This is a genomic window from Pseudoalteromonas 'SMAR', from assembly GCF_048515945.1.
Taxonomy (GTDB): Bacteria; Pseudomonadota; Gammaproteobacteria; order Enterobacterales; family Alteromonadaceae; genus Pseudoalteromonas.
The window spans coordinates 20,526-42,314 of sequence record NZ_JBLWMW010000033.1; the positions used below are offsets into that span (position 1 = coordinate 20,526).

The 21,789-nt window shown below is 47.0% G+C and carries 19 protein-coding genes; 12 read left to right on the top strand and 7 right to left on the bottom strand.

Going from position 1 to position 21,789, the window contains the following annotated elements:
- The first annotated feature begins 133 nt into the window (after nucleotides 1–133).
- The 3 genes from glyQ to ACNKW2_RS13880 are packed head-to-tail and all read left to right on the top strand — an operon-like array spanning nucleotide 134 to nucleotide 3,618.
- Nucleotides 134–1,036, top strand: a complete 903-nt coding sequence (gene glyQ / locus ACNKW2_RS13870) for a glycine--tRNA ligase subunit alpha (protein ID WP_419149092.1) — start codon at nucleotides 134–136, stop codon at nucleotides 1,034–1,036.
- Nucleotides 1,036–3,105, top strand: a complete 2,070-nt coding sequence (gene glyS, locus ACNKW2_RS13875) for a glycine--tRNA ligase subunit beta (RefSeq protein ID WP_419149093.1) — start codon at nucleotides 1,036–1,038, stop codon at nucleotides 3,103–3,105. The genes glyQ and glyS overlap by 1 nt, the downstream gene beginning before the upstream one ends.
- 60 nt (nucleotides 3,106–3,165) lie before the next feature.
- Nucleotides 3,166–3,618 (top strand): early set domain-containing protein, encoded by a 453-nt coding sequence (locus ACNKW2_RS13880; RefSeq protein ID WP_419149094.1) that lies wholly within the window; start codon nucleotides 3,166–3,168, stop codon nucleotides 3,616–3,618.
- Between the two features lie 55 nt (nucleotides 3,619–3,673).
- On the opposite strand, the gene tusA is transcribed toward ACNKW2_RS13880, so the two are convergent.
- The 3 genes from tusA to fadB form a co-directional block, all read right to left on the bottom strand.
- On the bottom strand, nucleotides 3,674–3,913 hold the full coding sequence (gene tusA, locus ACNKW2_RS13885) for a sulfurtransferase TusA (RefSeq protein ID WP_419149095.1): 240 nt from the start codon (nucleotides 3,911–3,913) through the stop codon (nucleotides 3,674–3,676).
- 172 nt (nucleotides 3,914–4,085) lie between these two features.
- Complete coding sequence (gene fadA / locus ACNKW2_RS13890) at nucleotides 4,086–5,255, bottom strand: acetyl-CoA C-acyltransferase FadA (protein ID WP_336568126.1); 1,170 nt, start codon at nucleotides 5,253–5,255, stop codon at nucleotides 4,086–4,088.
- 1 nt (nucleotide 5,256) lies between these two features.
- On the bottom strand, nucleotides 5,257–7,419 hold the full coding sequence (gene fadB, locus ACNKW2_RS13895; RefSeq protein ID WP_419149096.1) for a fatty acid oxidation complex subunit alpha FadB: 2,163 nt from the start codon (nucleotides 7,417–7,419) through the stop codon (nucleotides 5,257–5,259).
- Between the two features lie 282 nt (nucleotides 7,420–7,701).
- On the opposite strand from fadB, the gene ACNKW2_RS13900 reads away from it, so the two are divergent.
- The 6 genes from ACNKW2_RS13900 (at nucleotide 7,702) to ACNKW2_RS13925 (ending at nucleotide 14,743) form a co-directional block, all read left to right on the top strand.
- A complete protein-coding gene (locus ACNKW2_RS13900) occupies nucleotides 7,702–9,591 on the top strand; it encodes a transglycosylase SLT domain-containing protein (RefSeq protein ID WP_419149097.1) in 1,890 nt (629 codons plus the stop codon).
- Between the two features lie 93 nt (nucleotides 9,592–9,684).
- Complete coding sequence (pepQ, locus tag ACNKW2_RS13905) at nucleotides 9,685–11,007, top strand: Xaa-Pro dipeptidase (protein ID WP_419149098.1); 1,323 nt, start codon at nucleotides 9,685–9,687, stop codon at nucleotides 11,005–11,007.
- A gap of 79 nt (nucleotides 11,008–11,086) precedes the next feature.
- A complete protein-coding gene (locus ACNKW2_RS13910) occupies nucleotides 11,087–11,704 on the top strand; it encodes a YigZ family protein (RefSeq protein ID WP_336568130.1) in 618 nt (205 codons plus the stop codon).
- Between the two features lie 54 nt (nucleotides 11,705–11,758).
- A complete protein-coding gene (locus ACNKW2_RS13915) occupies nucleotides 11,759–13,210 on the top strand; it encodes a TrkH family potassium uptake protein (protein WP_419149099.1) in 1,452 nt (483 codons plus the stop codon).
- A 203-nt stretch (nucleotides 13,211–13,413) separates the two neighbouring features.
- Nucleotides 13,414–13,947, top strand: a complete 534-nt coding sequence (locus ACNKW2_RS13920; RefSeq protein ID WP_336568132.1) for a hypothetical protein — start codon at nucleotides 13,414–13,416, stop codon at nucleotides 13,945–13,947.
- 115 nt (nucleotides 13,948–14,062) lie between these two features.
- Nucleotides 14,063–14,743 carry a flagellar brake protein gene (locus tag ACNKW2_RS13925; protein ID WP_336568133.1) on the top strand — a complete coding sequence of 227 codons (681 nt, stop codon included), beginning with the start codon at nucleotides 14,063–14,065 and terminating at the stop codon, nucleotides 14,741–14,743.
- 10 nt (nucleotides 14,744–14,753) lie between these two features.
- Here ACNKW2_RS13925 and trkA read toward each other — a convergent pair whose 3' ends face one another.
- The 4 genes from trkA to def are packed head-to-tail and all read right to left on the bottom strand — an operon-like array spanning nucleotide 14,754 to nucleotide 18,911.
- On the bottom strand, nucleotides 14,754–16,130 hold the full coding sequence (gene trkA, locus ACNKW2_RS13930; RefSeq protein WP_336568135.1) for a Trk system potassium transporter TrkA: 1,377 nt from the start codon (nucleotides 16,128–16,130) through the stop codon (nucleotides 14,754–14,756).
- Nucleotides 16,131–16,148: 18 nt separating this feature from the next.
- Complete coding sequence (gene rsmB, locus ACNKW2_RS13935; protein ID WP_419149100.1) at nucleotides 16,149–17,426, bottom strand: 16S rRNA (cytosine(967)-C(5))-methyltransferase RsmB; 1,278 nt, start codon at nucleotides 17,424–17,426, stop codon at nucleotides 16,149–16,151.
- A complete protein-coding gene (gene fmt / locus ACNKW2_RS13940) occupies nucleotides 17,423–18,370 on the bottom strand; it encodes a methionyl-tRNA formyltransferase (protein WP_419149101.1) in 948 nt (315 codons plus the stop codon). Before fmt ends, rsmB begins: the two co-directional genes overlap by 4 nt.
- A 28-nt stretch (nucleotides 18,371–18,398) precedes the next feature.
- Nucleotides 18,399–18,911: a peptide deformylase gene (gene def / locus ACNKW2_RS13945; RefSeq protein WP_419149102.1), complete on the bottom strand. Its 513-nt coding sequence runs from the start codon at nucleotides 18,909–18,911 to the stop codon at nucleotides 18,399–18,401.
- 127 nt (nucleotides 18,912–19,038) lie between these two features.
- Between def and ACNKW2_RS13950 the strand changes: the two genes are divergently transcribed.
- From ACNKW2_RS13950 to ACNKW2_RS13960, 3 genes are read left to right on the top strand one after another with little or no spacing between them, the layout of a single operon-like run.
- Complete coding sequence (locus tag ACNKW2_RS13950) at nucleotides 19,039–20,169, top strand: LysM peptidoglycan-binding domain-containing protein (protein ID WP_419149103.1); 1,131 nt, start codon at nucleotides 19,039–19,041, stop codon at nucleotides 20,167–20,169.
- Nucleotides 20,170–20,222: 53 nt separating this feature from the next.
- Nucleotides 20,223–21,305, top strand: a complete 1,083-nt coding sequence (dprA, locus tag ACNKW2_RS13955) for a DNA-processing protein DprA (RefSeq protein WP_419149104.1) — start codon at nucleotides 20,223–20,225, stop codon at nucleotides 21,303–21,305.
- A gap of 4 nt (nucleotides 21,306–21,309) precedes the next feature.
- Nucleotides 21,310–21,783 (top strand): DUF494 family protein, encoded by a 474-nt coding sequence (locus ACNKW2_RS13960; protein ID WP_336568143.1) that lies wholly within the window; start codon nucleotides 21,310–21,312, stop codon nucleotides 21,781–21,783.
- The last annotated feature ends 6 nt before the right edge of the window (nucleotides 21,784–21,789 follow it).

The window sequence follows — 21,789 nt, forward strand, 5'->3', positions numbered from 1 at the left end:
TTATGCTTAAGAGCTTAAAACAGATTAGCGCACGCGGTATACTGAGCGTAATTTTCAATCATTTGAATTCAGCGTGAGCGCCAATCAAACAGGGTGCTGACACATGATGAGTAGCAGATAAAATAAGCCAACTATGCAAAAATACGATATCAAAACCTTTCAAGGTTTGATCCTGGCTTTACAGGATTACTGGGCGCAGCAAGGCTGTGTTGTTGCTCAACCTCTCGATATGGAAGTGGGTGCGGGTACTTTCCACCCGATGACTTTCTTGAAGTCCATTGGTCCAGAGCCAATGTCGAGCGCCTACGTCCAACCATGTCGCCGTCCTACAGATGGCCGCTATGGTGAAAACCCGAACCGACTACAACACTACTATCAATTCCAAGTGGTCTTGAAGCCATCACCAGAGAACATTCAAGAGTTGTACTTAGGCTCCCTTGAGGCTCTGGGTATCGACACCCTTACTCATGAAGTTCGCTTTGTCGAAGACAACTGGGAATCACCTACATTAGGAGCATGGGGCTTAGGTTGGGAAGTGTGGCTCAACGGTATGGAAGTCACACAGTTTACTTACTTCCAGCAAGTAGGTGGCATTGAATGTGCTCCAGTCACCGGTGAAATCACCTATGGCTTAGAGCGACTTGCAATGTATATACAAGGCGTCGATAGCATTTATGACTTAGTCTGGACTGACGGGCCTATGGGTCGCGTAACCTATGGCGATGTCTTCATGCAAAATGAAATAGAGCAGTCGACCTATAACTTTGAACATGCTGATGTTGAGGCGTTATTTAACCAGTTTGATCAGTGCGAAAAAGAAAGTGAAAAGCTGATTGCCGCAGGCTTACCATTGCCCGCTTACGAGCAGGTAATGAAAGCATCCCATGCATTCAATTTACTTGATGCTCGTCACGCTATCTCAGTAACTGAACGTCAACGCTATATATTAAGAGTGCGTGCGTTATCAAAGGCCTGTGCCCAAGCCTATTATGATGCCCGTGAAGCACTTGGCTTCCCGCTTTGTAAGGATCAATAATGTCGACTGAAAATCTATTAGTAGAAATTGGTACGGAAGAGTTACCGCCAAAAGCACTAAGAAAACTAGCTGAATCTTTTGCAGAGAACACTCAACAAGAGCTAGAAGCACTAGAGCTCGAACACCAAGGGGTAAGCTGGTATGCCTCTCCAAGACGTTTAGGCGTTAAAGTGAAAGCGCTGCAAACGAAACAAGCGGATAAGGTGGTTGAAAAGCGTGGTCCAGCTATAAAAGCAGCATTTGATGCTGATGGTAATGCCACTAAAGCAGCGTTAGGCTGGGCTCGTGGTTGTGGTATCGATATTGCTGATGCTGAGCGCCTAGAGACCGAAAAAGGGGTTTGGTTACTACATAAAGCGAAAGTCGAAGGACAACAAACGTTGGCTTTGCTGAATGACGTTATCAACAAAGCGCTGGCTAAACTGCCAATTCCAAAGCCTATGCGTTGGGGTGCCAATAAAACACAATTTATTCGTCCCGTACATACTGTCGCTGCATTGCTTGGTGACCAGCAGGTGTCAGGTGAAGTATTAGGCAAGGCGATCAGCAATGAGTTACAAGGGCATCGTTTTCATCACCCTGAGCGCGTTCGTGTGAACCATGCTGATGATAGCTTTGCGGTATTAAAAGACGCCTACGTCATGGCTGACTATGAAGCACGTAAAGCGCTTATTCGCAGTCAAATTGAAGCTGAAGCACAAAAGCTAGATGCTCAAGTGGCCATGGACGAAGATTTGCTTGAAGAAGTCACTTCATTGGTTGAGTGGCCAGTGACATTGGTTGCATCGTTTGAAGAGTCGTTCTTAGAAGTGCCTGACGAAGCACTGATTTATACCATGAAAGACGACCAGAAATATTTCCCACTGCTGGATAAGCAGGGAAATCTGATCAACAAATTCTTATTCGTTTCAAACATCGAAAGTAAAGATCCTAGCGTGGTGATCTCTGGTAATGAGAAAGTCGTGCGTCCACGTTTAGCTGATGCGCAATTTTTCTTTGAAGCCGACAAAAAGAAAACCTTAGAAAGTCGTTTAGAGTCTTTAGGCTCGGTGCTGTTCCAAAAGCAGTTGGGTACGCTAAAAGATAAGTCAGAGCGGATCTCCGCATTAGCCGGCTACATTGCCGAACAGCTTGGTGCTGATAAAGCCATGGCTGAGCGTGCAGGCTTACTAAGCAAAACCGACTTAATGACCGAAATGGTCATGGAGTTTACCGACGTGCAAGGGGTAATGGGTATGCATTATGCCCGCATTGATGGCGAAGCAGAAGAAGTTGCACTGGCACAAAACGAGCAATATATGCCTCGTTTTGCTGGCGACGATTTGCCGTCAAACCCAATTAGCTTTGCAGTGGCGCTGGCTGATAAGTTCGACACCCTAGTGGGGATCTTTGGTATTGGCCAGACTCCTAAAGGGGATAAAGACCCATTTGCGCTTCGTCGTGCTGCCATTGGTGCATTGCGCATCATGGTGGAGAAAGCGTTACCGCTGGACATTAAAGATATCGTGGCGAAAGCAATGACACTCTTTGCAGACAAGCTAAGCAACGATAATGTCGCGGAAGATGTATTCGAGTTTATGCTAGGTCGTTTCCGTGCCTGGTACCAAGAAGAAGGCTTCAGCGTTGATGTGATCCAAGCTGTGTTGGCACGTCGACCCACCAGCCCAGTTGACTTTGATCGTCGAGTGAAAGCCGTTAGTCACTTCAGAACTCTAGCCGAGGCAGAAGCGTTGGCTGCTGCCAATAAGCGCGTAAACAATATCTTAGCGAAAAATAATGTTTCAAGTGACTCTGCCGTTGACCAAGCGCTACTGCAAGAGGCTGCAGAGCAGCAGCTAGCACAACAGGTTGCCGCACTGACTACGGAACTGCAGCCGGTGTATGCCGCTGGCGACTATCAGCAAGCGTTAACACGTTTAGCGAGCCTGCGCGCTGCCGTTGATGACTTCTTCGATAATGTTATGGTGATGGCTGAAGACCAAGCGGTGAAACAAAACCGGTTAGCATTATTAAGCCAATTAAGCCGATTATTCCTTAATACTGCTGATATTTCTGTATTACAAAAATAATCGAGCATTTCAAAGCCAGCGCTAGCTGGCTTTTGTTTAATATTAAAAAGGCTATGAACTATGATCACAAAGCAAAGTTTTATTGCACTGCTTGTTGTTGCTGTTTCTGGTTGTAGTAGTAACTTTCAATTGCCAGTAGAGGTCGGAGGCGGACAGTCCAGTACCATTGCTCAACTTGATAGGACGCTATATCTGCGCGGTGATTTCACTTTATGGGATGCCGAGCCACAATATAGGTTGATACAAACGCAGCCTGGAGTCTATGCAGCAAAAGCTAATTTTCCTATTCCTGGTAAGGTGTATGAATTTAAAATTGCTGATAACAAGTGGAGCGAAGGGTATAACTGCGGTTATAAAAGTGAAGGGCAGCTAACATTGGGTGTGCCACTCAATGCCGATTGCAATACGGTGTATAACTACTTTAGTTTTAAGCCAAGCCGTAAAGGTTGGTATGAAATTCAATTTGATTACCGTAATCCACAACAACCGAAAGTACTGCTAGTGAAACTGTAATATCGATTTACTTAGTTTCAATGGTGAGTATAAAAGAGCGGCTTAAGCCGCTTTTTTATTGGCCCTTTTTAATGACATAGCGGTAGGGGGAATCGCTAATTGCTTTGGCCACTAGCGTGTGGTCCATAAATTCGCAAAAGCTGGGAATATCGCGAGTTGTTGAAGGGTCGTCGGCAATCACTAATAAGGTCTCACCCAAATTCATTTTTCTTACCATACCTCGGATCATCATGACCGGCTCAGGGCAGCGTAAGCCTAAGGCATCTAGGGTGTGATCGGTATTGTCAAAACTCATTTCAATGGCCTCACGATAGTAAAGCCGCTATTTTAAACGTTTGTGCTATGGAATAGCAATTTTGCACAATAAAAAAGGCAAAACAGCGAGGCCGTTTTGCCTTGGTCACCAAGTTGAAACTATATTGCCGGAACTAAAGCCTTAAGCCTTAGTCCCAGCGGGTTGGAACGAGTTAGCTATCAACACGCTCAAATACAGTGGCAATGCCTTGGCCTAAGCCAATACACATGGTTGCTAAACCATATTTAGCGTCTTTTTCTTCCATCAGGTTAATCAGCGTGGTGCTAATACGTGAACCTGAACAGCCTAATGGGTGGCCCAGTGCAATGGCACCACCATTAAGGTTTACCTTTTCGTCCACTTTATCGAGTAAGCCGAGGTCTTTTAGTACTGGCAGCGATTGAGCCGCAAAGGCCTCGTTAAGCTCGGCAACGCCAATATCATCAATGCTGATACCAGCTTGTTTCAATGCTTTTTGCGACGCCGGTACTGGACCATAACCCATGATAGATGGATCGCAGCCTGCAACGGCCATTGACTTAACTCGAGCACGGATGGTTAACCCTAACTCTTTGGCCTTCGACTCACTCATTACTAGCATGGCCGATGCGCCGTCAGATAGTGCTGATGAAGTACCAGCAGTGACGGTTCCCGATGCCGGGTTGAATACTGGGCGCAGTTGGCTTAATCCTTCCACACTGGTTTCAGGGCGAATAACTTCGTCATTCTCAACCAAAACCGGTGCACCATCAGCATCGTGGCCTTCCATCGGTAGGATTTCTTTGGCAAAGCGACCTTCAACCGTGGCGGCATGCGCACGCTGATGAGAACGAGCTGCAAACTCGTCTTGTTGCTCACGGCTAATACCGTGTAGTGTTGCTAGGTATTCCGCCGTAAGACCCATTACGCCAGCCGCTTGAGCAACTGAGGTGGAAAGTCCTGGGTGGAAATCATTACCGTGAGTCATAGGCACATGACCCATGTGCTCAACACCACCAATTAAATAGGTATCGCCAGCGCCGGTCATAATCGCTCGGGCAGCATCGTGCAGCGCTTGCATTGAAGAGCCACATAAACGGTTTACTGTTACCGCTGGCACTGTATGAGGAATGCCTGCTAGTAGCGCAGCATTACGGCCAACATTAAAGCCTTGCTCTAAAGTCTGTTGCACACAGCCCCAGTAAATATCATCAATTGAGTCGGGTGCGACTTGTGGGTTACGTTCAAGTAAGCCTTTCATCAAGTGAGCACTTAAATCTTCGGCACGTTTATTTTTAAATACACCGCCTTTTGAGCGGCCCATTGGGGTACGAATACAATCTACGATTACCGCGTTTTCCATGTTACTGGCCCTCCACTTGATAGAACACTTTACCTTCATCTGCCCACTGTCTAGTTTGCTCTGACACTTGGTAGATTTCACCTAGATGCGCATACTTATCAGCCATAGCAACAAAGTTGCTTAAGCCAATTTGGTCTAGGTAACGGAATGCACCGCCTCTAAATGGTGGGAAGCCGATGCCATATATGAGTGCCATGTCAGCTTCTTGTGGCGATGCCACGATGCCTTCTTGTAGACACAGCAATACTTCGTTAATCATCGGCACCATGCAGCGCTCAATGATGGTTTGCTTATCAAACTCTTGAGTGGCTTCGCAGATCTCACTTAACAGTGATAAAGCGGCTTCATCTTTGCTCTTCTTCAAGCGACCTTTTCGATCTGGTGCATATTGATAGAAGCCTTTTTGGTTCTTCTGACCAAAACGTTCCGCATCGGCTAGGAGTGCAACTGGGTCTTTATCCTTACGAGCCATACGCGTAGGGAAGCCATCTGCCATTACACCAGTACAGTGGTTAGCCGTATCAATACCGACAACATCCAGTAGGTAAGCCGGGCCCATTGGCCAGCCAAAGACATTCTCCATCACCTTATCTACTTTAGCGAAGTCAGCGCCTTCAACCACTAGTTGGCTAAAGCCGGCAAAGTAAGGGAATAGTACACGGTTAACAAAGAATCCTGGGCAGTCGTTAACTACAATCGGTGATTTACCTAGCTTAAGGGCATAATCCACAACTGCTGCCACGGTTTCATCAGACGTTTTTTCGCCGCGAATGATTTCAACCAGTGGCATTTTTGGTACTGGGTTGAAAAAGTGCATACCACAGAAGTTTTCTGGCTTGTCCAGTGCGGTAGCAAGTTCATCAATGCGAATAGTCGAGGTGTTGGACGTTAGAATGGTCCCCTCAGGCAATTGCGACTCAAGGCTCGCCAGTACCGTCTTTTTCACTTTCGGGTTTTCGACAACCGCTTCTACGATAATGTCTGAGCCAGTCAGGTCATGGTCGTTTAAGGTTGGTTTAATCTTACCTAGGGTAGCAATCATTTTGTCCATTGCCATATGGCCACGTTCAACTTTTTTACCCAGTAATTTCGCCGCTTCACCCATACCCAGATCCAGCGCATCCTGTTGGATGTCTTTCATCACGATAGGTGTGCCTTTATAGGCTGATTGATAGGCAATACCTCCGCCCATAATACCAGCACCTAGTACGGCGGCTTGTTTAATGTCGGTATTGCTTTGCTTAGCTTGCTTTTTGGCAACCGTCTTAATGTATTGATCTGCCAAGAAAATACCCGTTTGCGCAGCGGCTTCGGATGTTTTCGCCAGCTTAGCAAAGTTCTGGTTTTCGATGGCCATGGCTTCAGTGCGACCAAGTCCCGCGGCTGCTTTTAGGGTTTTCACTGCCATCATTGGCGCCGGGTAGTGGCCTTTGGTTTTCGCCATCACCATGCCTTCAGCCATACCAAAGCTCATGCCTTGCTCAACACGGTTTAGCTTTAATGGCTCAAGCTTCACTTGACGCTTAGCGCGCCAGTCTAGTTTACCTGCAATGGCTTGTTCTAGAGTGCGAACGGCAGCGTCCATCAGCTTATCTGCAGCAACCACAGCATCCACAGCGCCCACTTTTAGGGCATCTGCTGCGCGGTTCTCTTTACCTGTGGTGATCCAAGTCATTGCGTTGTCGGCGCCAATAATGCGTGGTAAACGCACTGTGCCGCCAAAGCCTGGCATGATACCAAGTTTGACTTCCGGTAAACCAATCTTCGCGGCATCAGTAGCAATACGATAATCGGTAGCTAGTAACCACTCACAACCGCCACCAAGCGCTAAACCATTGACGGCAGAAACGGTTGGGAAAGGTAAGTCTTCGATGGCATCAAATACGTCAGTGGCGTTTTTGATCCAACCAACTAGCTCTTCTTCAGGGCGTTGGAAGGTGGGAAGGAATTCATAGATATCAGCACCAACAATAAAGTGATCTTTGTCGCTGGTAAATACTAAGCCTTCGATATCATCACGTTGACTTAGCTCGATAAGGGCCTCATGGCTTTCCTTAAGTACTTGCTGAGATAATTTATTTACTGAGCCTGATAGGCAAAATTTAAACTCAGCGATCTTGCCTTTGCAAAAATCTACTACAAAGGACTCGCGTTTGATTAACATACATGTTCTCCCGTGCTTTACACTGGTACGATGAGTTGCTATTTCAATCAGTGTGGATCTTTCGGCGGCAAATTGCAATGAAAAATTTACCGCACATTTACTGAAATACCGCGGTCGGTTTGCTATGGTGGCTTGGCACACCTGGTTTTTTAAGCACTCAGCGATATCCGTCGCTGTTTACAAGCCGAGCGTCTGTTCTTCAGCGCCATCTTTAGAAAAGCACAAATCGGCTTTATTTCAATTTCGGTGTGTATTTTATTTGGCAGATTGAGAAGGCTTTACATGACACATTGGTTACGTCGTGTTGTAGTGAGCAGCTTATGCGCAGTAAGCAGCTTGTGCACTGCAGCCAGCACACTTGACGATTTTAAACAGGCTGAGCGGATCGCTTGGTCTGGCAATTACAGTAATTTTAAAGCGGCCATTGCGCAGCTCGACCATCCGTTAAAACCCTATGTTGAAATGGCGTTTTATAAACGTCATCCGCGGTTACGCTACCAACAAGAGATTGAGCATTTTCTCACGGTGTATGAACATACGCCGTTGGAATGGCCGGTGCGCTCAGCCTGGCTTGAATACTTGCAGCGGCATGAGAAAAAAGCGCGTTACATCGAATTTTATCGTGATACCAGCGATGCCGAAAAACAGTGCACGTATTTGCAATATCAGTTGGATTTAGGCGCGCCACAGAAGCCTATTTTAGAACAGGTTGCAGCAATATGGACGGTTGGTGAGTCACAGCCCCGTGCCTGTGATGAGCTTTTCTCGAGATGGCAACAAGCCGGTTATCGCACCCCAGAATTAGTGTGGCAACGGGTAACGAATGCGGCACAACATGGCCAAACATCCTTATTGCGTTACTTAGCGACTTTGCTGCCAGCAGAGCAGGCCTACTTAGCGACCCTATACAAAAAGGTGCGCCAAGACCCTAGTGCGGCTGCTGGTTTATACCGCTTTAAAAAGCGCTCTGCGAAAGAGGCTGAAATCGCAGTGTACGGAGTGCGACGTCTAATTTGGCGTGACCCAGACTTAGCGCTAAGAGCATGGCAAAAAATGCAAGGCATGTTTCGCTTTACGCAGTCGCAAAAAGACAGCGTTGCTTATCGCTTTGCGTTAGCTTTGGCATCAAAGGGTCATGAAGATGCTAAGTTCTGGCTCAACAAAGTGCCCAAACAAATGCAGGATAAAACCCTGTTACAGTGGTTGATGAGCAATATGCTTAAAGAGCAAGATTGGGCGGGGATCTCAGCCTTATTTGTTGGCCGCGAACAATTAAGTAATGGTCAACAGTACTGGCTGGCCTTTAGTTTGGCACAGCGGCAACAACTCAGCGAAGCCAATGCCATTTGGCAACGCCTTGCCAAAGAGCGCGATTATTACGGCTTTTTAGCGGCGGCACGCTTGGGGCAACCTATATCTTTGAATGCTGAGCCGTTGAATATTGCTCCTGAGTTATTACGTCAGGTATCGAATGCCCCAGGGTTTAAGCGAGCTCGGGCATTGTATGAGCTAGAGCGCTTCACTCAAGCGCGCAGAGAGTGGAACTACTTAACCAATACCTCAAGCAAAGAAGAGAAATTGGCCGCCTCCATCTTAGCGGCGGAGTTTGACTGGTATGACAGCACCATTTTTACCCTGGCTCAGATCAAGGCATGGAATTACGTCGATTTGCGTTTCCCACTGGCATTCAAAGAGTTGTTCGATAAATACAGTAAACGTAACCGCGTCGATATGGCTTGGAGTATCGCCATTGCTCGACGTGAAAGTTCATTTGCACCGGATGCCCGTTCGCGCGCTGATGCCCATGGGTTAATGCAACTACTCCCCAGCACAGCGAAGTATATTAATAACCGCAAAGGGGTTTCGAAACGGCGCTTATATCAACCCGCCACCAATATTCGATTAGGCACTAACTATTTAGAGTATCTCAAGCGTAAAAATGCCGGCAATGAGATCCTCGCCACGGCTTCATACAATGCCGGTTATCATCGCATTAAGCGTTGGTTACCGTCAGAGGCTATGCCTGCTGAATTATGGATTGAGCTGATCCCATACCGTGAGACACGAGACTACGTCAAGAATGTCATGGCTTACCGTCAGGTTTACCATACTAAGCTGGGTCGAGAGGGAAATATTTTAGCCAGCATATTGGATATGAAAATTGTCAAATAACCATCAAAGGGGCAGCTTAAGCGCATCGCGTCGTTTTTAGTTAGCAGCTATGATAGACTTTATAATATGTGAATTTTTGAAAATGGGTACACCATGGATAAGTTAGCAAATTTATACGCTGAGCATATTTCTACTTTGCAACAGCGTACTCGAACCATAGTAGAACGCGAAGGGCTCGATGGCCTAGTGATCCACTCAGGGCAGGCAAAACGCCAGTTCTTGGATGACATGTACTATCCGTTCAAAGTGAACCCGCAATTTAAAGCGTGGTTGCCTGTTATCGATAATCCACATTGCTGGCTGGTGGTGAATGGCAACGATAAGCCTAAGCTTATCTTCTATCGCCCCGTTGACTTTTGGCACAAGGTGCCTGATGAACCGCGCGACTTCTGGGCCGAGTATTTCGATATTGAGCTCTTGGTTAAGCCGGATCAGGTTGAGCAATTATTGCCATACGACAAAGCCAGCTATGCTTACATTGGTGAGTATTTAGAGGTGGCTCAGGCACTTGGGTTTACGCAAATGAATCCAGAGCCGGTGATGAACTATCTTCATTTCCATCGTGCTTACAAAACCCAATACGAGCTTGAGTGCATGCGTGAAGCAAGCCGTTTAGGGGTGTTAGGCCATCAAGCGGCTCGCGATGCATTTTACGCTGGTCGCTCTGAGTTTGAAATTCAACAAGCGTATTTGAATGCCACTCACCATATGGAAAGTGACACTCCGTACGGCAATATTGTGGCGTTAAATGAAAACTGCGCTATTTTGCATTACACCCACTTTGAACGCAAAATGCCGAATCAGCACTTATCGTTTTTGATTGATGCCGGAGCAAACTTCCATGGTTATGCATCAGACATCACGCGTACTTACGACTTCGCGCAAAAAGGCGAGTTCGCTGAATTAATCAAGGTGATGAATGCCCACCAAATCGAATTGGGCCAAGCGCTGCAACCTGGTAAGCTTTATGGTGAGCTGCACATTGACTGCCATAACCGCGTAGCTCAGGTGCTGAGCGACTTTGGTATTGTAAAACTACCAGCCCAAGACATTGTCGCAAAAGGCATTACTTCAACCTTCTTCCCACATGGTTTAGGCCATCATATTGGTTTGCAAGTGCACGATATGGGTGGTTTCATGGCCGATGAGAGTGGGGCACACCAAGCGCCACCAGAAGGTCACCCATTCTTGCGTTGTACGCGTAAGATTGAAGCGAATCAGGTGTTCACCATTGAACCTGGGTTATACTTTATTGATTCGCTATTAGAAGATTTAGCGCAAACAGACAATAAACAATATATCAACTGGGATAAGGTTGATCAATTTAAGCCATATGGTGGTATTCGCATCGAGGATGACATCATTGTGCATGAAGATCGCCTAGAAAACATGACGCGAGATTTAGGTCTCGAGTAACCTTTAAGGTGTTATGTTTATTGCCGCGCAACTGATGCGTATTGGGAGCCTGTCGGCTCCCTTTTAGTTTGGAAGAGTTATGTCAGAGTATTTAATTCCTAATGAAAGCATTAGCCATCACGAGGAAATCAAAAAAAGTACCTTTATCGTGCATCTGGCGCATACCCCCACCTTGGCCGATGCCAAGGCGTTTATTAAGCAAGTTAATGAGGACTATCCAGATGCTCGCCACAATTGTTGGGCGCATATTGCTGGCGCCCCGGGTGGCAGTCATGTGTTGGGTTTTTCCGATGATGGTGAGCCCAATGGCACAGCCGGAAAACCCATGCTGAATGTGCTAATGGGCTCTGGCATAGGTGAAGTTACGGCAGTCACCACCCGTTACTTTGGTGGGATAAAGCTAGGTACTGGCGGCTTGGTTCGGGCCTATGGCGGGACGCTCAATAATGCTCTGGCGCAGTTGCAGACCGTCAAAAAAATCCCCGCCACGACCTTGGTTGGGCAGTCGGACTATGCCATGCAAGGCAATATTGAGCAGTTATTAAGTAGTCAGTTCACGCTCTTAGACCTACATAAGGATTATGGTGCTAACATTGATTGGCAGCTATCGGTGGACAGTCGTGAAGTGCAAGAAATCATCGATGCTGTTTATGAATTGACGAATGGTGTTGTATTATTGAAAAAACAGGAGAAATAACAGGTCATGACTTGTTATTTTCGCTCTCTTAATTACTAAAAGCGCAGCATAGACATGCAATTTCGTACCATAATAAAAATACTTGGGCAGTTAGTAGCTTTATTCAGTATCACTATGGTGCCACCGGCCATTGTGTCTTTGATCTACAAAGATGGTGGTGGTGTGCCCTTTGTGTTGGCCTTTATTTTCAGTGTGTTGATGGGGTTGTTTGCCTATTATCCCAATCGCAAGCAGCGCGGCGACTTAAAAGCCAGAGAGGGCTTCCTTATCGTGGTGTTGTTTTGGCTGGTGCTGGGGAGCTTTGCTTCTTTGCCGCTGATATTTTTAGACAAGCCGAATCTGTCTTTTGCTGATGCCGTGTTTGAAGCCTTTTCAGGGCTGACCACCACAGGGGCAACGGTGTTAACCGGTATCGAACACTTGCCTAAGTCGGTGCTGTTCTATCGCCAACAGCTGCAGTGGCTCGGTGGTATGGGGATCATTGTTTTAGCGGTAGCGGTGCTGCCGATGCTAGGGGTGGGTGGTATGCAGCTCTATCGGGCTGAAACCCCGGGGCCTGTGAAAGACTCTAAAATGACACCACGCATAGCCGATACCGCTAAGCACCTGTGGTATATCTATGTGTCGCTAACGGCCGCCTGTACGCTTGCTTATTGGTTTGCTGGCATGAACTGGTTTGATGCTATCTGTCATGCCTTTGCCACCATTGCGATTGGTGGTTTCTCTACTTATGATGCCTCCATCGGGCACTTTGATAATCCGTTGATCAATATTATCTGTGTGTTCTTCCTGCTCATTGCTGCGATAAACTTTTCTCTGCATTACGCTGCGGTGTCGAGCCGCAGTATTCGCGCGTATCTACGAGACCCAGAGTTCAAAGCGTTTTTGTTTATTCAATTGGCGCTGGTGGTTATCTGCTTTGCCGTGCTGTCGTCTAATAATGTCTATGAGACCGGCGATGAAACCTTAGATCAAGCTATGTTCCAAGCGGTGTCTATTAGTACCACTGCGGGATTTGCTACCGACAGCTTTGCCAGCTGGCCGTTGTTCTTACCAATACTGTTAATTTTCTCTAGCTTTATTGGTGGCTGCGCCGGCTCCACGGGTGGGGGAATGAAAGTGGTGCGGGTATTTTTACTTTACTTGCAAGGGATCCGCGAACTCAATCGCTTAGTTCACCCAAGAGCGATTTACTCCATTAAATTAGGCCGCAAAGCATTACCCGATAAGGTCGTTGAAGCGGTATGGGGATTTTTCTCCGCCTATGCTCTGGTGTTTGTCATCATTATGATTGCGCTGCTAGGTACTGGGTTAGATAACATTACTGCGTTTTCAGCAACTGCGGCTTGTCTTAACAACTTAGGCCCGGGACTCGGTCAGGTGGCCTCTCACTACGGTGACATCAGTGACTCGGCAAAGTGGATACTCACCTTGGCGATGGTATTTGGACGATTAGAGATTTTTACCTTGCTGGTGTTGTTCACTCCTACCTTTTGGCGCGGTTAGCGCTTCTTGTTGGGCTGCTCACTGGCAGCCCAACACCTATCTAGACTCAGCCTATGGCAACAAACAATTGCTCTCCCTGACGGTTTAACAAAGCGTAGTAGGCGGTTTAGCGCAAAAATCCGTGCTTTTATCTCACTTGGTTTTAACTAATCTCTATTTTTATTAATAAAAATTTTAAAAACTCGGATTTTCGGGGTTTTCAAATGTCAATATTTTTACAAGGATTTAACTTGGAGGCGAAAACATTGCTTGCCACACGCTTTTCAGATAAAGGGTTTAAAGTGATTAAAGGATTTGCAGCGAGCCAGGAGCCAAGCTCTGGCATGCAGCTTATTGAGCGAAGCGTATTACAACTTAACAACTTAATTGATGAGGTCGGTTACTTGCACAGTAACGAAGTAGAACTTAGTAACGCTAAGACCTATGACTTATTTCATCAGATTGGTTGTGAGAGTGGTGCACGTTTCGTGGTACAAGTTATCTCAGAAAATGAGCTATGGCAGAAGCGTCAAATCCCAGCTATTGCCGATTACCAAGAGCTTGAAGGCTCTGGTTGCCTATATCGCCACGATGTTTCTGGTATTTTGTTTGTTGCTAAGCGTAATAGCGAACCCATGATGCTGTTTGTTGCGGGTGAGGAGCTGGCGATGCCACTCAGCTCACTTGAAATTCAAAGCCGCATGATGACATTACGTGATGGGGCTTTACTGCTGCGCAGCCATTTTCTAATTAAGTAAAGGTCCTTTTCTAGGAAATGGGCTGTTGTATTCGAGATAGAATCGGTTTTTAATACTCTTCTAATCGAACCGCTGCAATGCCATTGTAGCGTCGTACTCAGGAAGGGTCGCAGCCATGTTAAAAACTCAGGAAGTAGGGCAAGATACCCTGCTCACTGCCATTAATGCAGGCAGTATTATTGATTTAGAAATTTGCTTGCCGGCAAACAGTAAAAGAATAAAAACAGAATACGTCGGCATGCTAAAAGATGCTTACCTAATTCTCAACCACCCAAACCCTAAGCGATTAGGCGCGGCGCTGGACTATGTTACGGAAGGCACGACAGTGATTGTTAGAGCATTGCTCGAAAACGGTGACGGTCAAGTTATTGCCTTTAAATCGCAAATTAAAGCGGTTTCAGTCCATCCCGCGCGGCTTATTTTCCTCTACTTACCAGAAAAAATACAAACCTATAAGTTACGCTCAGAAAACCGAGTACCAACGTTAATTCCAGCTCAGTTTCACTGTGAAGGTGTTAATGATGTTGGTGTCATTAAGGACATCTCCTTAACGGGTTTGCAACTGGACTTGAATTCAGTGGCCCCGGAAAAGGTGGCTGAAGGCACAACTTGTGAGGTGTTAATTGCCGGCAAAGAGGGCAATGAAATTGCCCTCGAGGGAAGTGTTCGGCGGATTAAATCTCATGATGATATTTTGGCCCTAGGTATTCGTCTTAATTCCAAGCCTGACACCATTCGCGGTGTTTTAAAAGACTACCTTATCGACTTATCTATTTTGCAAGATCAACAAAACTAACGAAGGCCAGCTAGACAAACAGGGCGCTGACCTGGAATAGCTTTTCTACCACACCAATTTGTTTTTTATCGATCAGGAACATAATAACGTGGTCGCCAGATAAAATAACCGTGTCATCATGAGCAATAAGCACGTCTTCATCGCGCACGATGGCGCCAATGGTGGTGCCCACCGGTAGTTTGATGTCTCTGATGGCGCGGCCAACTACCTTGGAGGTGTTTTCGTCGCCGTGTGCCACCGCCTCTATGGCTTCAGCAGCGCCTTTTCGCAGCGAGTAAACGTTAACAATGTCACCACGGCGCACATGGGTTAGTAACGCTGAAATGGTGGCCTGCTGCGGTGAAATGGCAATATCAATGTCACCGCCTTGAACTAAATCTACATACGCACCGCGTTGGATCAGTGCCATGGTTTTTTGCACGCCCATGCGTTTCGCTAGCATGGCGGCCATGATGTTGGCTTCGTCATCGTTGGTGACGGCAATAAAGACATCAACCTGTTCAATATGCTCTTCAGAAAGGAGCTCTTGATCTGAAGCGTCGCCACTGAATACCACGGTATTGTCTAGCATTTCTGACAGCTGTGCGGCTCGAGACTGGTTACGCTCAATCAGTTTAACACTGTGATTTTTATCCAATGAGCTGGCCAATCCAGCACCGATGTTACCACCGCCGGCAATCATGATTTTTTTATACGAGCGTTCAAGCTTTTGTAGCTCGTTCATTACCGCGCGAATATGCTTAGTGGCGGCGATAAAAAACACTTCATCATCGGCTTCAATGACCGTGGTGCCCAGTGGCTTAATGGCTTTACCTTGGCGGTAAATGGCTGCCACTCGAGTATCGACATTAGGAATGTGCTCTTTTAATGCCGATAAAGCATAGCCGACTAACAGCCCGCCATAATAGGCTTTTACCGCGACCAAAGAGAGCATGCCCTCGGCAAACTGCAGTACCTGTAAGGCGCCTGGATAGTCAATCAAGCGGCGAATATATTGCGTCACCAGTTGTTCAGGAGCGATGTAGTGATCTACCGGCAAATCGTCATTATGAAACAGCTTTTCCCGATACTTTAAATATTGCTCGGAGCGGATCCGAGCAATTTTGGTTGGGGTATTGAAAATACTGTAGGCCACCTGGCAGGCAACCATATTGACTTCATCAGAGCTGGTTACTGCGATGATCATATCGGCATCTTCAGCACCTGCCTGGCGTAGAATATCCGGGTGTGCGCTGTGGCCTGTTACGCCTTGCAAGTCATACTTATCTTGCAGCTCTCTTAAGCGCTCGCCATCGATGTCGACGACGGTTATTTCGTTTTCTTCACCAACCAAGTTTTCAGCCAGTGTGCCGCCGACTTGGCCGGCGCCTAAGATAATGATCTTCATAGTGATTGCAGTCGATTTCTATTGTTGTTTTGTCAACTTGGCGTAGTAAAAGCCATCGTTTCGTCCTGGTAACAGTTGCAGTCCCGGCTCGCTGTGTTCACCCAGTGGCACTAATTCAGCATCGGGTGTCGCGGATAAGAACTGCGCAACTTGTTGCTGGTTTTCCTCAGGAAGTACCGAGCAAGTAGCATAGACCAGTGTGCCACCTGGCTTTAGCAATGGCCAGATATTCTGCATGATCTGGGCTTGCAAATGCGCCAAATTGGCAATATCGCTGGCGCGTCGTAGCCACTTGATGTCGGGATGACGACGGATCACACCGGTCGCTGAGCAGGGCACATCCAATAAGATGCGGTCAAATTGCTGACCGTCCCACCAACTATCAGGATCGGCGGCATCGCCCTGTTGGCAGGTGGCGCGCAAACCAATACGTGAAAGGTTTTGTTGTACCCGCTGCAATCGCTCGGGGTCAGCATCAATGGCAGTGACTTCGGCATCGGCTAGCTCTAAAATATGGCAAGTCTTACCGCCTGGGGCGGCACAGGCATCAAGAATGCGTTCACCCTTTTGTGGTGCCAATAGTCGTGCTGCTTTTTGTGCTGCGGCATCTTGCACGGAGCAAGCACCCGAGGCGAACTCTGGCAGGTTATAAACATCTTGCGGGGTGAGCAATAAAATGCCATCGGGATAGTCTTCATCGAGCTCGTATTCGATACCAGCCGCCGTCAATAGTTGAGCATATTGTGACGTGCTGTATTGCGATTGGTTTACTCGCAACCACATTGGGGCTTGTTGCTGGTTTGCCTCGAGAATAGTTTGCCACTGCTGCGGGTATGCCGCTTTTAGTTTGTTAATAAACCAGCCGGGGTGGTTGTATAAACAAGCTGGAATAGCCGCTGCGCTGGACTCAAGTGTCTCTTGTTGGCGTTGGAAGTTGCGCAAAATGGCATTGATTAGGCCTTTCATGCCCGGCGCTCTTAGCATGCTTAGGGCATTCACAGTTTCTGCCACGGCAGCGTGTGCTGGCACTCGCATATGTTGAAGTTGGTAAATACCCACATACAGTAAAAACTGGAATACTCGGCGCTTACCTTTTAGCGGCTGCTCAAGAAGCTGTTGGCAATAATGTTCTAACGAAGGCAAGTAGCGTAATACACCATAGCAGATCTGTTGTAATAGAGCTTTGTCTTTGCCATCAAGCTGGCTTGCTGCTAGTGGCAGCTGGGTGCTGAGTGAAGCGCCTTTATCAACCACTTGAAATAGGGTTTGCGCGGCTAGGGCGCGAACATTGCTCACGCGTCACCTACCACAGAGCCGGCAGCGACCCAATCGGCGCGGCCATTGAGAAAATCTTGTGCTGTCATCGGCTTTTTGCCTTGCGGTTGCAGTGATTGAATGGCGAGGGCTTGCTCAGCACAAGCGATCACAATACCGTGTTTATCGGCACGCAACACTTCACCAGGTTGGCCAGACTCATTCACCACTTCGGCTTGCCAAATTTTGACACTGTGGCCTGCCATAGAAGTAAAGCAAACTGGCCAAGGGTTAAATGCGCGAATGCTACGCTCTATTTGTGCTGCGCTTTGTTGCCAATTGATATTGGCTTCTTCTTTACTGAGCTTTTTGGCGTAGTTGGCGAGGTTATCGTCTTGTTTTTGCGCCTGGGCTTCACCATTTGCGAGCGCTGTAAGGGTATCGAGTAATGCCGCTGGACCTAATTCGGCCAATTTATTATACAAATCGGCACTGGTGTCTTGGTTGGTTATCGGGCAGCGGGCAATATGAAGCATGTCGCCGGTGTCTAAACCTTCATCCATTTGCATGATGGTAACCCCAGTTTCTGCATCTCCAGCCCAAATCGCACGTTGGATTGGGGCTGCACCACGCCAGCGCGGCAGTATCGAGCCGTGAACATTTAAGCAACCTAATTTAGGGGTGTCCAAAATCGCTTTTGGTAATAACACCCCATAAGCGACAACCACCATTACATCGGCATTGAGCGTGGCAAGCTCGGCTTGTGCTTCAGCCGTTTTTAATGACTGCGGCTGCAATACTGGAAGGTCATGTGCTTGTGCCAGTTGTTTAACTTCGCAGGCTTTTAGTTTCTTTCCGCGTCCTGCTGGGCGGTCTGGCGGACAGTAAACGGCAACGACTTGATGTTGTGATTGAATAAGCGCGTCTAAGTGGCGGGCAGCAAAATCAGGCGTGCCAGCGAAAACGATGCGTAAAGGATTACTCACGAAATACCCTAAAATCAGTTAGTGATGATTAAGCCAGCTTGGCGGCAAGCTTAGCTTCTTTTTCAATTTTCTTACGAATGCGCTGGCGCTTCAGCGGCGATAGGTAGTCAATAAAGAGTTTCCCCATCAGGTGGTCTAGCTCATGCTGGATGCACACCGCTAACAAGCCTTCAGCGTCAAGCTCATACTCTTCACCTTGTTCATTCTGCGCTTTTACGGTTACCGTTTCTGCGCGGTCGACTTTGGCGTATGAGTGAGGCACTGATAAACAGCCTTCTTCGCTGGTGGTTGAACCGTCACGCTTAGTGATCTCAGGATTAATAAGTACCCGAGGCTCGTTGCGCTCTTCTGATACGTCGATCACCACAATACGCTGATGAATATCAACTTGTGTTGCTGCCAGACCAATGCCGTTTTCATCATACATGGTTTCCAGCATGTCTTTGACTATCTGGCGGGTGTCGTCATTTATTTCTGTAACTGGCTTTGCGACGGTGCGCAAACGCTCATCTGGGAATCTTAAAACTTCTAGTTTGGCCATAATTTCTCTAACTCAATTTATGGTGTAAGCTGTTGTAAGCGAGTGTATGGTCTTATTTTAGCCATTCAAGTTCCCCTTTAACAGGTTTTGGTGGATAATAAACAAAAATAACCTCAAGGAAGCCATCATGAAATATCCTTTTGCTGCATTAATGATCGCTAGCTGTACTATTTTCTCCACTCAAGCGGATACCTTGGCGCTGAATGCTCAGGCACCAAAAAGTTATGTGGTGAAAAAAGGGGATACTTTATGGGATATTTCTAAAATGTATTTACGCTCTCCTTGGAAGTGGAAGCAGTTGTGGCAATGGAATCCAGAAATTAAAAACCCCCATCTGATTTACCCAGGTGATAACCTCAAACTTCGTTATGACAGTGAGGGAAATCCGATACTGACGGTGGAAAAGCAGTTTAAAAAGCTGTCACCACAAGCGCGAGTGGTATCGCAAAAAAGCACCGCTATTCCGACCTTACCGCTTCCTCTTATGGAACCTTTCTTACGCTTTGAGCAAACCCTTAGCGAAGAACAGTTCAGTGCTCATCCCATCGTCTTGGGAGCGAATAAAAACGTCAAAATGAAAACCGAAGGGCACTTACTGTACATTAAAGCTGATCTGGTTCTTGGCGGGCACTATGCCATTTATCGTAAAGGTGAGGTTTACACCGATCCCGACAGTAACGAAAAGCTGGGCATTGAAGCGGTATTGGTGGGCTCTGGGCGCGTTGTAGAGCAAGGGAACCTGGCAAATGGTAGACCCGCCAGATTGTTACTGGATAGCGTTAAGCAAGAAGTGAAAGCGGGTGACATTGTTATGCCGATTGCTACAGGGCAAAGTTTCCCTGCTCAGTTTGCCATGACTCGGCCAGAGCAAGCCACCACGGGTAAAATCATTGCCAGTGATAATAAACTGCGTGAGTTTAGTACCATGAGTGTGGTGGTACTCAATGTTGGTCGTAATGAACAGCTGCAAGAGGGGCACATTCTTGATATCTGGAAGCAATCGCCTACAGTGATAGAAGGGCAGCATGGGCCACGTTACATCGAAGATGCTTCTAGCCTAGAAAAGCTGATGACCGAGGTAGGGTCATGGTTTGGTGAAGAAAACGACGATGACAGCGTAGTTTGGCATATGCCCAAGGAAAAAGTGGGCGAGGTGATGGTGTTTAAGGTATACGACAAGCTTAGTTACGCCATGGTGGTCAGAACCTCGGAGCCAGTTAGGATTGGTGATAGCGTAGAGGTAATGGGGCGCGAGTAAACTCAATAGAGTGCTACCGCTCCTGGCGCTACAGCCAACAACAAGGAGCGAATATGGAGCACTCAAATTTAGCGCGTTCACTGGCGCTAATGTTATGTCCTGGAATGGGCATCAAAACCATCACGGCATTATTGCAACAAATTGAACTCGACAAATTGTTTAGCCTCTCCAAGGCGCAGCTTAGCGCCATGGGCCTCAGCGAAGCCTGTGCCCAAGGAATTGCAAAATGCAATTGGCACCAAGTGGAACAAATCATTTCGCGCTGTCAGCAGCAAAACATCATCACTATCAGTTATTTTGATGCCCAGTATCCGCCACTTTTGCGCGAAATCGCTAGCCCGCCATTAATTCTCTTTTGCTACGGTGATACTGCATTATTACAGCAACCGCAAATCGCCATTGTCGGTAGCCGTAGCTCTACTCAATCTGGCACACAATTAGCGTACGAGTTTGCCCACGGGTTATGCCGCAGTGGTTTAGTTGTGACCTCAGGTATGGCTCGCGGTATCGATGGCGCGGCTCATCAAGGGGCATTAGCGGCGCAGGGGAAAACCATAGCGGTGCTGGGTACTGGTGTCGATAAAGTATACCCCAAGCGCCATCAAACGCTGTACCAAGAGATCGCTGAGCAAGGGTTGTTAGTGAGTGAGTTTTTACCTGGTACCGCAGCTAGTAGCCATAATTTCCCGCGAAGAAACCGGATTATATCAGGCTTATCATTAGGTGTTTTATTGGTGGAGGCGGAAATTAAAAGTGGTTCTCTGATCACCGCTCGATACGCTTTGGAGCAAAATAAAGAAGTGTTTGCTATCCCAGGTTCGATCCGCAATAGGCTAGCAACAGGGTGTCATTATTTACTTAAACAAGGCGCAAAACTGACCGAAAACGTTGAGGATATTTTAGAAGAGGTGAGCTTTTTTTGTGAAAACAGTCTATATAGTATAGAAAGTGATGAGCAAAATGAGGAGTGCTGCCCAGTATTAGAAAACCTTGGTTTTGAGGTGACATCGGTAGACACCTTAACGCAAAGGACCCAGTGGCCAGTTGAGCAAGTAGTAGCAAGATTACTGGACCTAGAACTCGAAGATAAAGTAGAGCGTGTCTTAGACGGCTACATAAAACTCGCGAGGGGTTAAGAAGATGTTTGATATTTTAATGTATTTATTTGAAAACTATATTCATAGTGAGTCAGAAATCTTTGTTGAACAGAATGAGCTCACCGATGAACTCCTCCGCGCCGGCTTCAGTCAGGGTGAAATTTACAAAGCACTAGACTGGCTTGAACAACTCGCTGATCTTCAGCACAGCGATGAGTATCCTTACCTTAATGCCAAGCCCGATCACGCAACGCGAATTTACACGGAATCTGAGTGCAATATGTTAGATGTGCAAAGCCGCGGATTCTTGATGTTTGTGGAGCAAATTGGCGTGATCGATGGCACCACAAGAGAAATGGTTATGGATAGATTATTTGCGTTAGATAAAACCTACATTAGCTTAGATGACTTAAAATGGGTGATTTTAATGGTGCTATTCAACGTGCCCGGCAAAGAGCACGCCTACGCGCAAATGGAAGACTTAATTTTTACTGAGCCTGCCACCGTGGTGCACTAAGCAGCA